The following is a 13,862-nucleotide window of genomic DNA, read 5'->3' on the forward strand; positions in this document are numbered from 1 at the left end:
GCTCGAGGCCTACGCTCGATCAGAAATCGTAGCGAAGCGAGGCCATCACGTTCGACGGCGCGCCGTACATGTTGAACGCATTAAGACCGCCCACACGCTCGTAGTATTTCTTGTCGAGAATGTTGTTGAAGTTGAGCTGCCCCTTCAGGTTCTGCGAGAAGTCGTAGCCGACCATGGCATCGACCACGACGTACCCCGGTGCCTCGACCGCTGGCGTATTGGCCGTCGAGGTCGAGTTGAAGTCGCTCAGCGCCGTGATGCCAGCGCCAATGTGGAAGCCATCGAGGGCGCCACCGTCAAAGCCGTACTGCGTCCAGACATTGGCGATGTTCTTCGGCATCAGCAGGAAAATACCGTCGTCACGTGTGGATGACGCTTCCTGCACCTCGGTATCCATGTAGGTGTAGCCGGCGATGATGTCCCAGTTGGGCAGCGGTGAGCCGGTGACCTCGAACTCGGCCCCCTGTACGCGGATTTTGCCGGCGGCCACGGAATACCCGGAGTCTCCGTTGGCCGGCGTGGCCGCACGGTTTTCGTCGTACATGCGGAAGGCACTGACGCGCGCGTTCAGGTCGCCGTCGAAGTAGCTGCCCTTGGCCCCGACCTCGTACTGCGTCCCTTCGCGCGGCTTGAGCAACTGCCCCTGCTGATTGTTGCTGGTCTGCGGATTGAAGACTTCCGAGTAGCTGGCGTAGAGCGAGTGGTGACTGTCGACGTCGAAGACAAGCCCTGCGTAGGGCGTGAACTTGCTGTCGTCGGAGCGGCTGTCCACAGTGCCGCCGGCGCGGTCGGTCGCGCGCACGTCATAGGCACTGACCCGGCCGCCGGCGATCAATGCCAGAGGCTCGAACGGGCGGAAGGTCAGCTTGGAGTACAGGCCGTACTCTTCAAGCGTCGTGCGCTGGTCGGTGTAGTTGCTGGTTCGAGGCTGGCCTGCCCGCGCCGCGTCGAGCACATCGACGTAGGCAATGCTGCCGGAATCGACGTTGCCCACGTTGAGGCTTGTATAGTAACCCCCGTTGCCATCGGGCAGTACGGAATAGCGCCCCTGCTCGGTCTCGGTTTCGTAGCGCTTGTAGTCGGTCCCGACCACGAACTCACTGACGTTGCCGAAGGTTTCGAACGGCTGGCTGTAGCTCGCATCAAGTGAGGTTGACTCCTGATCGACGTCGCCGCCAAGCCCCATCATGGGGCTGTTGCCGTTTTCATCGATGCCAGCGGCAGGCCCGCCCGCGCCAAAGGCGTAGTTGTAGCCTGCATTTCGCGTGGAGAAGCGCCCAGCGATGCGGCCGTAGCCGCCGTTGTCAAACCGGTGCGTCAGCTCGGCAATGTAGTCATTGCTCTGCATCTCGAAGTTGTTCCAGTCGGCACCGAAAAAGGTGGAGCGGGTGTAATCACCGAGGCTGCCATCCCGGTTTACCGGCAGACCATTGTGAACCGTCATGTCCTTGTGCTGACGCAGGAACGCAAGACCCAGGGTGGTGGCCTCATCAAGGTCGATATCAAGCGCCCCATAGAACGTCTGGCGCTTGTTGTCGTTTTCGTCAACGAAGCCGTCGGAGCCGGTGTTGCTGACCACCATGCGGCCGCGCACACGGCCGGCCTGGTCGATCGGGCCGGACAGATCGACCTCTTCATAGTGCTGGTCCCAGCTGCCATAGCGGCCGGTCACGTGGCCCTGAAAGGTATCGGTGCCGCGCTTTCTGACCAGATTGACGATGCCGCCCATCTCGCTTGTGCTGTTAAAAAGACCCGAGGGGCCACGCATGATCTCGACCCGGTCGAACGCGGACAGGTTCGGCACCGTCCCGTTGATGCTCGCCATCGGCGCCGGCAGACCGTCGATGTTGTACTCGTCGTACTCATAGCCGCGGGCATAGATCGAGGAGCGCCCTTCGTCGTTGGAGAGCACGCGCATGCCCGGCGTGCGCTTGGCAAGCCCATCGAGGGAGTCGAAGTTCTGATCATCCATCGCCTCGCGCGTTACCACGCTCACCGACTGCGGAATATCGCGCAGTGCGGCCGGTGTCTTGGTACCGACCGTGGCTGCATCCGCGCTGTAGCCGCCGTTTTGTTCGGTGGACACCATGTCGTAGAGCCGGTTGCCCTGCACCGTGATGGTGTCTTCACGATCGCCGCTTGTGGCCGTGGCCGTTGTTGATGTGGTCGTCGTGGTGACCGGAGCCGCATAGACGGCGAACGAGGTCGCAGACACGGCCAGACCGACAGCAATCGCCAGCGGCGTGCGTGAGAAGCGCTGAGAAGAAGTTGAGTTCATGCGTAATCCTGATTGAATCCCTGATCCGACTCGGGCCCCCTGGCGAAGGCGAGACGGTTTATTGTGTGCTTCGAGCTAACAGCGAATATGATGTCAACGCACCGAGTCAGGTCCGGCGTGATCGTTGTCGGGCCAAAATAAAAAGAATGATAAACATTATCAAGCGTAAATATGAAACGAACGCGAAAAAAAATTGTCCGGCCGCTCCTGCGACGTCAGAGTGACCTTTCGACAGACATAAAAAAAGCCGCCGAGCGGAGCCCGGCGGCTTTTTCGTCGATGTACGCGGCTTAGTCGGCGGCGTTCTGGATGGCTTCGCCACCCTCCTCAACGTCCTGTCCTGCACCGTGCATTGTGTTGCACCCTGCCAGAATACTCATGGCCATCAAGGCACTTGCTAGCATCAAAAACGGTTTCTTCATGGTGTACTCCGTATCGTTCTGATTGAATGGCGTCCATGCATTTCAAAGCGTAGCAGCTTTGTCACACTTTACCGCCTACTTCAAAACCGGGGTGCGTCACACATGACCTTCACGCTGGATGAACGCCTTCGGGCCGACACTCATCACCTGACAACGCTTGCGCTCAGCGAGCGCGTGTCCTGTCAGGTTCGATTGTTCGACGATACGCGCTATTGCTGGCTGGTCTTCATCCCGGAATATCCGGAATGTGTGGAACTTTTCGAGCTTCCAGATACCGCGCAGCAGGCCCTTTGGCGCATCCTGGCCGAATGGGGACAATGCCTGAAGGGCCACTTCAATGCCGATAAGCTCAACGTGGCCTCGCTGGGCAACCTGGTCCCCCAGTTTCATGTGCATCTGGTGCTTCGCTTCAAGCAGGACCCCGCCTGGCCAGGGCCCGTATGGGGCCACTCCCCGGCCGAACCCATGACGACCGAGGTGCTTGCCGGGCGCATGGAAGAGCTCAAGGTGCTGTTACTGCCCTAGCCCCGGGGAGTTTCTGAGCAAGTGCCTCGACCAGGCCCGTTAGCCGCGTACCGGCAAGCCAGGTCGTACCACGGCGTGCACGAAGCTCAAGTCGAGTGCCGGGCGCCCCTGGCCGGCACTCACCCTCGACATGAAACGGCGGCCGCGCGGCAAAATGCGCACTCAGGGTGCATAGATCATGATCGGCATGATCGATGGTAAAGCCGCGCTCGACCAGCACCCCGGTCAACGCCGTTTGCGTCTGAAGCGGCGACGCAGTGGTGGCGACAACCACCGGCGCTGGCGGCGTGGACGATACGCCTGCACACCCGGTCATCAATAAAAGCAACAGCGCACAAAACGGCCATGAGCGTACGTTCATCGCGCGCCCTCCTTGAAATCAAGCCGATTGGCAACGGCATCCAATAACGCGACACAGAACCCGCTTTGCGCCGTGGGGCGCGCGTCGATCGGGAAATTTCGATCCGACATCACGGTCGTGCCCCGGGTGAGCCGCAGCTCGCCGCCATCGTTGAAGAGCGTCACCCGGTCGATGCGCCGCGGATCACCGCGAAACACCTGCCACGGATCGCTGAGTCGGCCCTCGGCGTGGTACATGCCCGGAAAGCCATCGAGCCCGGAGACGAGTTCGGTCGCCCCAAGCCCTGGCAATGATCGAACCCGGCGGGCATTGAGCACGCCAAGTTCCGCGTCACTGTCGGAAATGTGATAGTGCTGGGCCTTGAGCGCCTCTGACGCTGCGCGCATCCAGTCAACGTTGGTGGCCGCGCGCTCGAGCGCCAGCCGGCACCCCGCCTGGGGCTCCGGCGCAGGGCCACTGGCAAGCGGGTCAGTGCCCTGAAGCGCACAGCCACTTAAAAGCGCGGCCCCGACCCCAGCGATCATGCCGCGGATTCGACCATTCATGTGCACTCTCCTGACAAGGCGTGGAGTTCTCAGTGTACGTCGCTGGTCAGCCGGTCGCACGGTGCTAAGGTAGTTAAAAGGTGGGAAAGGCCAACACTCAAGGAGAGGCGCGTCATGATTATATTGGCACCGGACAGTTTCAAGGACGCCCTCGGCGCCAGAGCGGCAGCCAACGCCATGGCCGAGGGTATCCGACGGGCCGACCCCGACTGCGAGGTGCTGATCTGTCCGATGGGCGATGGCGGCGAAGGCACGCTCGACGCCGTGATCGAGGCAACCGGCATGACCCGAAGACGGGCTCACGTGGTCGATGCCTTGAGGCGCCCCATCGACGCCGACTGGGGCTGGGACGCAGCCACCCGGACCGCGTTCATCGAGCTGGCCGAAGCGGCCGGCCTTCAACACCTCAAGCGCGAAGAACGCAATGTGCGCCACACCACTACAGAAGGTGTTGGCCTGCTCATCCTTGAGGCACTCGATGCCGGCGCAGAGCACATCGTGCTGACGCTTGGCGGCAGCGCCACCAACGACGCCGGCAGCGGCATGATGCACGCACTCGGCATGGCGTTTCTCGATGAGCGCGGTGACCTACTGCCACCCGGCGGTGCAGCGCTCAGAAACCTTGCACGCATTGATGCACAGGGTCTTGATTCCCGTCTTGCCGGCGTGCACTTCGAAGCCGCCGTGGATGTGACCAACCCCCTGTGCGGGCCACGTGGCGCAAGCGCCGTGTTTGGCCCGCAGAAAGGCGCCGATGAGGCAGACATTGCCGAGCTCGATGAGGCGCTTGCCATCTTTGCCCGCGTTGTGGCCGAGCACACCGGCACCGACGCTCAAACCCACGAGGGGGCGGGAGCGGCCGGCGGCATGGGCTTTGCCGCGCTTTCCTTTTTTGACGCAGAACTTGCGCCCGGCATCGACCTGGTGATGAAGCACGTCAAATTCGATCAGGCGCTCAGTACCGCCGAGCTCGTGATTACCGGCGAGGGCCGCCTTGACGGCCAAAGTCTTGCCGGCAAGACGCCGATCGGTATCGCTCGGCGTGCCGCAGTGAACCAGGTTCCAACGATCGTACTGGCCGGCTGCCTCGACGCCGGCTGGGAGTCCGCACTCGAGGAAGGCGTAACCGCAGCGTTTGCACTCGCCGACCGTCCGATGACGCTCGAGGAGGCGCTCGAGCGCTGCGGTGAACTGCTCGCCGACCGCTCGGAAGCCGTGTTTCGGCTGTGGCGCGCAGGCATTGGCGGCACGGAATCCTCGACCGAGGATTGAAATGTCGAGAGCGGGCAACCACATTTGCCTAGGTAAGACGTGTTCAACGCTCAAGGAGAGGTCAATGACGTCCACCAACGCCATCGGTTTACAGTCATCGAACGCCAATCAGCTGGCCGAAAAGCTCAATGAGCTTCTGGCGAACTATCAGATGTTTTACATGAACGCGCGCGGCTGCCACTGGAACGTAAAAGGCCCCCAGTTTTTCGAGCTGCACAACCAGTTCGAGGTGATCTACACCGACCTTCTTACCAAGGTCGACGAGATTGCCGAGCGCATTTTGACGCTTGGTCACACGCCACTGCATGCCTACAGCGATTACGCCAAGGTCAGCACCGTCAAGGAAGTGGTCGACGTCAGCGACGGCGATGCGTGTGTGAAGACAATGGTGAGCGGCTTTTCCACGCTGCTTGAGATACAGCGAAGCGTTCTGAGCGCGGCCAATGACGCCGATGACGAAGGCACCGCCTCTCAGGTGAGCGACTACATCCGCGAGCAGGAAAAGACGGTGTGGATGCTGTCGGCCTATCTCGGCAAGTGAGCCGGCCAGCATTCACTGGATCTAAAAAACCCCGCATTCGCGGGGTTTTTTGTGTCAAAGGCAAAGGCCTTACAGCATTTCGGCGATGCGCTGCTCGAGTGTGTCCTGATCTTCAGCAAACTTGCGAATGCCTTCGGCCAGCTTGTCATTGGCCATGGCGTCTTCGTTGTGCTGAAAACGGAACTCGCTTTCGGTCATGCGCGGCAACGTCTTGTCGCCGGCGCCGGTGTCGCTGACCTTGCGCTCGACCGAGCCTTCGCTGCCATTAAGCTCTTCGAGCAGCTGCGGCGAAATAGTCAGGCGGTTGCAGCCGGCAAGCGCCAGGATCTGACCGGTATTGCGGAAGCTTGCCCCCATCACGACCGTTTCGTAGCCGTAGTCGCTTGCGTACTTACAGACGCCGCGTACGAACTGAACGCCCGGATCTTCCTCGGCGCTGTAGTCCTTGCCGGTTTCCTTCTTGTACCAGTCGGTCACGCGACCAACGAACGGCGAGATCAGAAAGACTCCGGCTTCAAAGCAGGCGCGAGCCTGAGCATCTGAGAACAGAAGCGTCAGGTTGCAGTTGATGCCTTCCTTCTCGAGCTGCTCGGCGGCGCAGATGCCTTCCCAGGTGGATGCCAGCTTGATCAGAACGCGATCACGCGTGATGCCCTTTTTCTCATACAGATCGATCAGGTGATGCGCCTTCTCGATGCTTGCGTCCTTGTCGAACGAGAGCTTGGCGGACACTTCTGTCGAAACTCGACCAGGTACGATGCCCGCAATCTCGGTACCGATGGCGACCGCCAGGTGGTCTACCGCAGAGGCAACCTGCTCATCCTTGTCATTCGATTCTTCCTTGACCTGAGAGATGACGTTCTTGATCAGGTCCTGGTAGCTTTCAAGATCGAAGGCCTTGAGAATCAAGGATGGGTTGGTGGTTGCATCCATCGGCTGATACTTGCGGATCGCATCGAGGTCGCCTGTGTCGGCAACCACATGAGACAGCTCTTTCAACGCTTCCAGCTGCGTTGTCATAACGTTCCTCCAGAGATTCAGGATTCGACCTTGTTGATGACTGGCACTCGATTAAACGTGTCAGAAGTTCCTCTACAGCATAGCTGTTTTGGGCGCGGTCGAGATAGTGGGCACGGCCGATTGTCTCTTATCCACGTAATCAATGCGTTACGGAGGCTAGACACGGGCCATGGAAAACACGAGATTAAGAAAAATTGAATTTATTCCAACAGGCGATTTACTTTTAGAACCCTCTAATATTTAATGATTCGGCAACCAAGGTCCGGCCTGTTGTGCTGTGGCATCCCAGGAAGGATCACGCTTCAGGGTGAAGCAAGCAGCAAGGAAGAAACACCGCCAAGGATGGCTCTCTAACTCGATTTTAGTGACGCCCCGGTGCGTCCGACCCGGCCACTTTTTCAGCGCCCTCCTCCTCGCTGCGCCTGGACGCTCGAGCCTCGGCAAGCTCCTCTCTCAAAAGCGCCACCTCCTTGCCCAACCCATCGATCTGACGATTCAAATGACGCATCATCTCCCGGTTTGCTCGATGCTGGCGGTCGGCATCGTCGTTTTCATCCGCGACGAACAGGGAACCGACGTACGCGGCAAAGCTTCCGAACATGCCCACGCCTCCGATCATGACCACGACTGCAACCAGCCGTCCGCCCAGTGTCACCGGGTAATAGTCGCCGTAACCGACAGTGGTCACCGTGACAAACGCCCACCAGAGCGCCTCCTCTGCCGTATTGATCTGGCTTTCCGGGACAGGCCCCTCGATCAAGAGCATCGCGATCGCACCGAATGCGACCAACAGCATCGTGGCCGAAGCCGCCGTGACGAACACGCCTTCGGCGCGGTTTCGAAACACCACGTCGACCAGGGACTTGATCGAGCGCAGCGCGCGAACCAGCCTGAAGATCAAAACGACCCTGAAAAGACGCGCGGCCTGGAACTGGCTCATCAGCGGAACACACGCAAGCAGGTCGATCCACCCCCATTTCATATAACCAAGCTTGCTGTCGGCGCGCTTGAACCTCAGGCAGAAATCGATGAAAAAGAACCCGCAGACAATGTAATCGAGGTAGCGAAAGAGTCGCTGAAGTTCACGGGGGAGTTGGAAAAACGTTTGAGCCCCGATGGCGATCAGGACATAAAACGATAGGAACAATAGAAAAATCTGAAACGGGGAAAGACGTTCTTGACCCGGCAATTCGAGCACCTCGCCATCTTCGGCTCAATCTTGGTTTAGGCTGAAGGCATGGCGAACCATGGAACGCACAACCTGTGGCATAGTCCTACCATACATCACATCACGACTCAGTGAGGCTCCATGACCGCATTTCGCTCACAGAACACCTGGCAGCGTACGCTGGACTTTAAAAGCCACCTTCATCAAAAGGCGCAGCGCTCGGGCACCAATCCGCTCAAGCGCGCCTTGATGCTCTTGGGTGTGGCCGCTTTTGTCATATTCGGGCTTCTGGTCGCGGCCTTCGTGATCGTGCTCGGCACATTGACCGCGCCCTTCCTGAAACGCCGGATGCAAAAAGCCCAACAGGGCGGACATACCTTCGAAGGTCGGACCGAGCGCACACACGCCGCACACACTGACCCGTCGCTCAATGTCATCGACGGCGAGTTCGAGACCAAGCGCTGATCACAGCGATCAAACGGTTGTAAAACTCGGCCAAGCCCCCCATCCTGCCCTACATTGTAAGCACGCTAACGTTTATTGCAGGACGGGGGGATCATGTCATCACTTTCAACACTTCCACTATCAGTGCTCGACCTTGCGCCCATTCGCGCAGGCGGCAGTGCTGCCGAAACCTTCAGAAATTCGGTGCACCTTGCCCAGGAAACCGAAGCCCTCGGCTTCAACCGCTACTGGCTGGCTGAACACCACAATATTTCGGGCATCGCCAGCGCCGCCACCTCGGTTCTAATTGGGCATATCGCGCAACAAACGACGCACATGCGCATTGGATCAGGCGGCATCATGCTTCCAAACCATCCGCCGCTGGTGATCGCCGAGCAATTCGGAACGCTTGCCACCCTGTATCCCGATCGAATCGATCTGGGCCTGGGCCGAGCCCCCGGAAGCGATGGCGCGACCATGCACGCGATGAGGCGTGCACCGCAGGCCGGCGTGGATGACTTTCCCGACCAGCTTGCCGAGCTTCAGCGTTATCTGGGCACCCCCGAACCGGGTCAGCGCGTTCAGGCCATACCAGGTCAGGACACGCATGTGCCCGTCTGGCTACTGGGTTCGAGCGGTTACAGCGCTCAACTTGCCGGGCGGCTCGGCCTGCCGTTCGCCTTCGCGGGGCAATTCGCGCCGGGCTACATGTACGAGGCGCTTGACCTTTATCGAACCAATTTCAGGCCTTCACATGTTCTTTCGGCGCCATACGCCATGCTCGGCATCCCGATGATCGTTGCTGAAACCGATGAACGCGCCCAGTGGCTTGCCACTACGCAACAACAGAAATTTCTCAACCTGATCCGAGGTCAAACCACGCGCCTCCAGCCACCGGTAGACACACTTGACTGGTTGCCCCATGAGCGCATCGCCGTCGAGCGGCACCTGGGGGCTTCCATTGTCGGGTCCCCTGAAACCGCACGCGCCCAGCTCAAGCAGCTGATCGAACGTACGCAAATCAATGAATTGATGATCAATACCGACGCCTTCGACATGAACGATCGATTGAACAGCTACCGTCTTCTTGCAAAACTAAGAGAATAACGCCCTGTCGGCACACGAGGGAGAGGCGCCCGCACGCCGATGTGGTCTGATGGTATTCATGGGGTACTTGGCAGCATGCGTTTATTTTATAAACTATATCTAATAAAAAGATATTCTGCCGATAGTCCATTTAACAGGGTTCAGGGAGCGAAGCCTGATGACACTATCCGATACGTGCGAATCCTCCTTCAGCAAGGAGCTATACATGCGACTCGATAACGGCGCTGTTCCAGCGGATCCTCATCCCCAGGAAACCCGGCGGCTCAACGAGCTCAGGCATCTTTCCATTCTCGACACCGCCCCGGAACAGCGCTTCGACCGGTTGACCCGCCTGGTCAGCCGAACGTTTGACGTGCCGATCGTTTTGATCTCACTGGTCGATGAGTACCGCCAGTGGTTCAAGTCGCGCGTCGGCCTGACCGCCCGCGAGACGCACCGTGACCTCTCCTTTTGCGCACACGCGCTTAATGAGCAGGAAGACCTGATCATCGAGGATGCGCTTCAGGACCCTCGGTTTGTATCCAATCCGCTTGTGACCGGGCCACCCCATATTCGGTTCTACGCCGGTGCGCTGATTCGAGCGTCCAACGGGCTGCCGCTTGGCACGCTGTGCCTGATCGATGATATTCCACGCCGCTTGAGTCCGCACAAGCGTGAACTGCTCCATGAGTTCGCGACCTTTCTGTCCCATGAACTTACCAATGACCTGACGCTTAACAACGAACGCAACGACGCCAAGCTTCGAAACTCGCTCGACCCATTGACGCACTACCTCTACCCCGGTCGCTTCATGGAACGCATTGACGAGTTTCTGAACGACGAAGTCCATGCTGACAGCCACTATTCGCTGGTCATGGTGGATCTGCCCAACCTCGAGCAGGTGCGCGCCCGCTATGGCATCGATCAGGCCACCAAGGTCACCATCGAGGCCTCGCGCCGACTCAGGCAATCCTTTCGAGGCCACGGGCTGCTCTTCGGGCGGCTGGGCAACACCGTTATGGCGGTCCTGTTCGAAGCCGCAACGCCTGCCGGGCGCGAACAGCTGGTCGAGCGGGCAGCGGATGCCCTGCATGGCGCCTACGATCATCCTGAAGACCCCTTCGGCTGCGCCCCCAGACTTAACTGGTTAAGCGATTGCCGATTGTTTGAACGTGCAAGCCATATCATCTCTCACATGCAGTACACGCTCGAGCACGACAGCGTCGCCATCCCCGCCTTTCATCAAATCGATGCCGAACACCATCGACAGGATCTTGTACGAAGCGCAACGATTACACGTCTTCTTCCCCAAGCGTTCCGGGAAGAGCGCATTGCCCTGGCCTATCAGCCGGTCTACGCACTCGGCGATAACTCGGTTTCAAGTCTTGAGGCTCGAATCGGGTGGTATGACACCGAACTTGGTGAGGTAACGCGGGAAGAAATCGTGGACGCGTGCGAGCGGCTCAACCTGACCGAAGCCATGGATCGGTGGGTGCTTACTGCCATCGCGGGCCGAATCGCTGCGTGTCAGCGCAAAAAGACGCCCTGCCCGTCCATTGCATTCAACGTCAGTCGAGCCTGGTGCATTCAAGCCGACTTCAGTGATTCGGTCGTCAACCTACTGAACAGACATGGAATTTCGCCAAACACATTGATCATCAACCTGCCCGAGAACATCCTGGCCCACACCGACACTCAGTTGAAGCGCCATATCCGTTCACTGGCAACGATCGGCGTGCGGTTTAGCTTGAGTGACTTTGGCCTTAGCCACGCACCGCTGTTTGAACTGCTGACACTGCCCATTTCATCCGTGCAACTGCCGCGGCAGTGGGCAGACAAGCTTCAGGAAACGCAGGCCGCGATCTCAAGTACCCTGGCGCTTGCGCACAGCGCACAGTGGCGCGTCGTGGCGCCAGGCATCGACAACGACACCCAAAAGGCTCAGCTGCTCGAACTCGGCTGTGACGAAGGCCAGGGCGACGTGTTCGCCCCGGCCCTGTCATTTGACGACGCTATCGATCTCGTTCGGGTGACGTAGCCTCAGACCCTGGGGTGCGCCGCCCGGCCAGGTAGAGCATCCCCAGGATCACGATCCCGGCCGCGTCACTGATCGCGCCGGGATACATCAACGCAAGCGCCCCGACAAGCGCCACCCCACGCAGCACCATATTGATAGGCCGTCGGAAATACCCCTCGACGGCAATTGCCAGCATCAATACCCCCGCAAGGCCTGTGGCAACGACCCACACGACGTCCAGTACGTTGACGTCGATCATCAGCATGCTGTGCGCAAACACGAACATGTACGGCACTACGAACCCGGCAATCGCAAGTTTCATCGCCTGAACACCGGTCGCATTCGGCGAGCCACCGCTGATACCGGCGCCTGCGTAGGCCGCCAGCGCGACCGGCGGCGTCAGGTTGGCAAAGATTCCGAAATAGAACACAAACATGTGCGCCACGAACATCGCGGTATCGCTGCTGCCGGCAAGCGAGGTAAACAGCGGCAGATTCAGAAGAATCGGCGCGGCCATGGTGCTGGTAATGATGTAGGTCGGAATGCTCGGAAGCCCCATACCAAGTACGATCGAGGCAATCATGGTCAGCATGAGCGTGACCAGAAGCTGGAGCATCGGCCATTGAATCTGGCTTCCCAGCTGCACAACCGCATCCGCGGCCTCGAGCGCGATGCCAGTGAGCGTTGCAACCCCGACCACGATGCCGACCGCGCCACAGGCGATCGCCACCGGAATGGCGTTACGCACGCCATCGGTCATGGCGTCCTTGCAGGCAGGCAAGTCCATGGTCTCGGCCACAAGCCCCAGTCGTGCCCGCACCAGATTGATCACGGCCGGCACGAAGATGATGCCAAAGAGCCACCAGCGGCTTGACGGCAGTGACGGCAATGCCTGCCCGGCCAACGCTGCCCGCCAGAGCGGCTCGAGAATCAGTGCGGTCAGAATAAGGCTTGCACCGATAAGCACGCGCGGCGTCGCGCAGATCAGAACCGTCGCCGCGATCGACCAGAAGGCTGCAAAAAATGGCGCCCGCCCTTCAAACAGCAGCCAGAGCAGCACCGCCATCGGCACCAATAGATGGCCGCGCGCCACAAGCACTTGCTTGACCGGTGTCAGCTCGCTGCGCGGTATGCCCTCAAGCCCATTGCGAGAGGCCCTGAGATGGACCTGAAATAGCACGCCCGCGTAATAAAGAAGCGCCGGAATGATGCCTGCAAGAATGACCTGGGTGTACGGCACCGACAGAACTTCGGCCATGATGAACGCCGCCGCACCCATGATCGGAGGAAGAATCTGCCCGCCAACGCTTGCCGACGCCTCGACGGCGCCGGCGAAGTTGGCGCGATACCCGGTCTTTTTCATCAAGGGGATCGTGAAGGCGCCGGTAGTGACGACGTTGGCAATGGCCGAGCCGTTGATCGACCCCAGAAAACCGCTGGCAAGCACCGCCACTTTTGCAGGCCCGCCTCGGGTGTGGCCCGCCACTGCCAGTGCCAGATCATTGAAGAGCTGACCAAGCCCGGATTTGCCCAGGAAGGCGCCGAACAGAATGAACAAAATGATGTAACTTGCCGATACCGCCACTGCCGTACCCAGGACGCCTTCAGTGATGAAGACCAGATGTGAAATCACCTGACGACCAACGGCCATGACAATGTTTTCGTTGAGCGCCGGATAAAACGACAGCTTGGCGTAGACCCCGTAGGCCAGAAAAAGAACGGCCAGAATCGTCAATCCCCAGCCGGTCACGCGGCGGGCGGCGTCCAGGACAAGGAGCAAGGCTATAACGCCCACCCACATGTCCGTTGGGGTAATACGCCCGGCGGAGGCGATGACCCGATCGGCCGCCAACAGCATGTAGATACCGACCCCGAACGCGGCCAGCGCAAGCAATGCGTCGATCCAGGGCAGACGGTCCTTGGCGCCCTTGCGGGTCGCCGGATACAGCACGAACGCAAGCCCCAAAAGGGTATAGAGATGAATGCTTCGCTGGGCGACATCGACCAGCGGGCCGGAAAACGCTGTATAAAGATGAAACAGCGCCAGTGCAATACTTGCGTAGATGACAAACGTACGAATGGCTCGTGGCAGGGTGTGCCGGATGGCACTTTCCCGGTCGAGCTGTTCGAGGGTTTGTTGCACGCTGTCCTGATCGGAGGTGGGGGACGGCGACGACATGAGA

The 13,862-nt window shown here is 59.6% G+C and carries 13 protein-coding genes; 6 read left to right on the plus strand and 7 right to left on the minus strand.

Translation table 11 applies throughout. From position 1 onward, the window contains the following. Positions 1–19: 19 nt before the first annotated feature. Positions 20–2,278 (minus strand): TonB-dependent siderophore receptor, encoded by a 2,259-nt coding sequence (locus tag NAT49_RS06495; protein WP_251592338.1) that lies wholly within the window; start codon positions 2,276–2,278, stop codon positions 20–22. Positions 2,279–2,568: 290 nt separating this feature from the next. Beyond that, positions 2,569–2,700 carry an entericidin A/B family lipoprotein gene (locus tag NAT49_RS06500; protein ID WP_374708776.1) on the minus strand — a complete coding sequence of 44 codons (132 nt, stop codon included), beginning with the start codon at positions 2,698–2,700 and terminating at the stop codon, positions 2,569–2,571. 102 nt (positions 2,701–2,802) lie between these two features. On the opposite strand from NAT49_RS06500, the gene NAT49_RS06505 reads away from it, so the two are divergent. Then, positions 2,803–3,225 (plus strand): HIT family protein, encoded by a 423-nt coding sequence (locus tag NAT49_RS06505; RefSeq protein WP_251592339.1) that lies wholly within the window; start codon positions 2,803–2,805, stop codon positions 3,223–3,225. On the opposite strand, the gene NAT49_RS06510 is transcribed toward NAT49_RS06505, so the two are convergent. Then, positions 3,203–3,586, minus strand: coding sequence for a hypothetical protein (locus NAT49_RS06510; protein ID WP_251592341.1), 384 nt, complete (start codon positions 3,584–3,586; stop codon positions 3,203–3,205). The genes NAT49_RS06505 and NAT49_RS06510 overlap by 23 nt on opposite strands. Next, complete coding sequence (locus NAT49_RS06515) at positions 3,583–4,131, minus strand: hypothetical protein (protein WP_251592343.1); 549 nt, start codon at positions 4,129–4,131, stop codon at positions 3,583–3,585. Before NAT49_RS06515 ends, NAT49_RS06510 begins: the two co-directional genes overlap by 4 nt. Before the next feature lie 114 nt (positions 4,132–4,245). Here NAT49_RS06515 and NAT49_RS06520 point away from each other — a divergent pair, with 114 nt between their 5' ends. Next, entirely contained in the window at positions 4,246–5,403 is a 1,158-nt protein-coding gene (locus NAT49_RS06520; RefSeq protein ID WP_251592345.1) for a glycerate kinase, read from the plus strand. A gap of 64 nt (positions 5,404–5,467) precedes the next feature. Next, positions 5,468–5,944, plus strand: coding sequence for a Dps family protein (locus NAT49_RS06525; RefSeq protein WP_251592347.1), 477 nt, complete (start codon positions 5,468–5,470; stop codon positions 5,942–5,944). A 69-nt stretch (positions 5,945–6,013) separates the two neighbouring features. Here the strand turns inward: NAT49_RS06525 and tal are convergent, their stop codons facing one another. After that, entirely contained in the window at positions 6,014–6,964 is a 951-nt protein-coding gene (gene tal / locus NAT49_RS06530) for a transaldolase (protein WP_251592349.1), read from the minus strand. A gap of 361 nt (positions 6,965–7,325) precedes the next feature. Beyond that, complete coding sequence (locus NAT49_RS06535) at positions 7,326–8,162, minus strand: ion transporter (RefSeq protein WP_251592350.1); 837 nt, start codon at positions 8,160–8,162, stop codon at positions 7,326–7,328. Positions 8,163–8,273: 111 nt separating this feature from the next. On the opposite strand from NAT49_RS06535, the gene NAT49_RS06540 reads away from it, so the two are divergent. From NAT49_RS06540 to NAT49_RS06555, 3 genes are all read left to right on the plus strand, one after another. Continuing rightward, positions 8,274–8,597: a hypothetical protein gene (locus NAT49_RS06540; protein WP_251592352.1), complete on the plus strand. Its 324-nt coding sequence runs from the start codon at positions 8,274–8,276 to the stop codon at positions 8,595–8,597. Between the two features lie 93 nt (positions 8,598–8,690). Next, positions 8,691–9,683, plus strand: coding sequence for an LLM class flavin-dependent oxidoreductase (locus tag NAT49_RS06545; RefSeq protein ID WP_251592354.1), 993 nt, complete (start codon positions 8,691–8,693; stop codon positions 9,681–9,683). Positions 9,684–9,888: 205 nt separating this feature from the next. After that, entirely contained in the window at positions 9,889–11,700 is a 1,812-nt protein-coding gene (locus tag NAT49_RS06555) for an EAL domain-containing protein (RefSeq protein ID WP_285836055.1), read from the plus strand. On the opposite strand, the gene NAT49_RS06560 is transcribed toward NAT49_RS06555, so the two are convergent. Continuing rightward, positions 11,675–13,858, minus strand: a complete 2,184-nt coding sequence (locus NAT49_RS06560) for a TRAP transporter permease (protein WP_251592355.1) — start codon at positions 13,856–13,858, stop codon at positions 11,675–11,677. The two genes, NAT49_RS06555 and NAT49_RS06560, sit on opposite strands and share 26 nt — an antisense overlap. Positions 13,859–13,862: the final 4 nt, after the last annotated feature.

Source organism: Larsenimonas suaedae (assembly GCF_023712105.1).
GTDB lineage: Bacteria > Pseudomonadota > Gammaproteobacteria > Pseudomonadales > Halomonadaceae > Larsenimonas > Larsenimonas suaedae.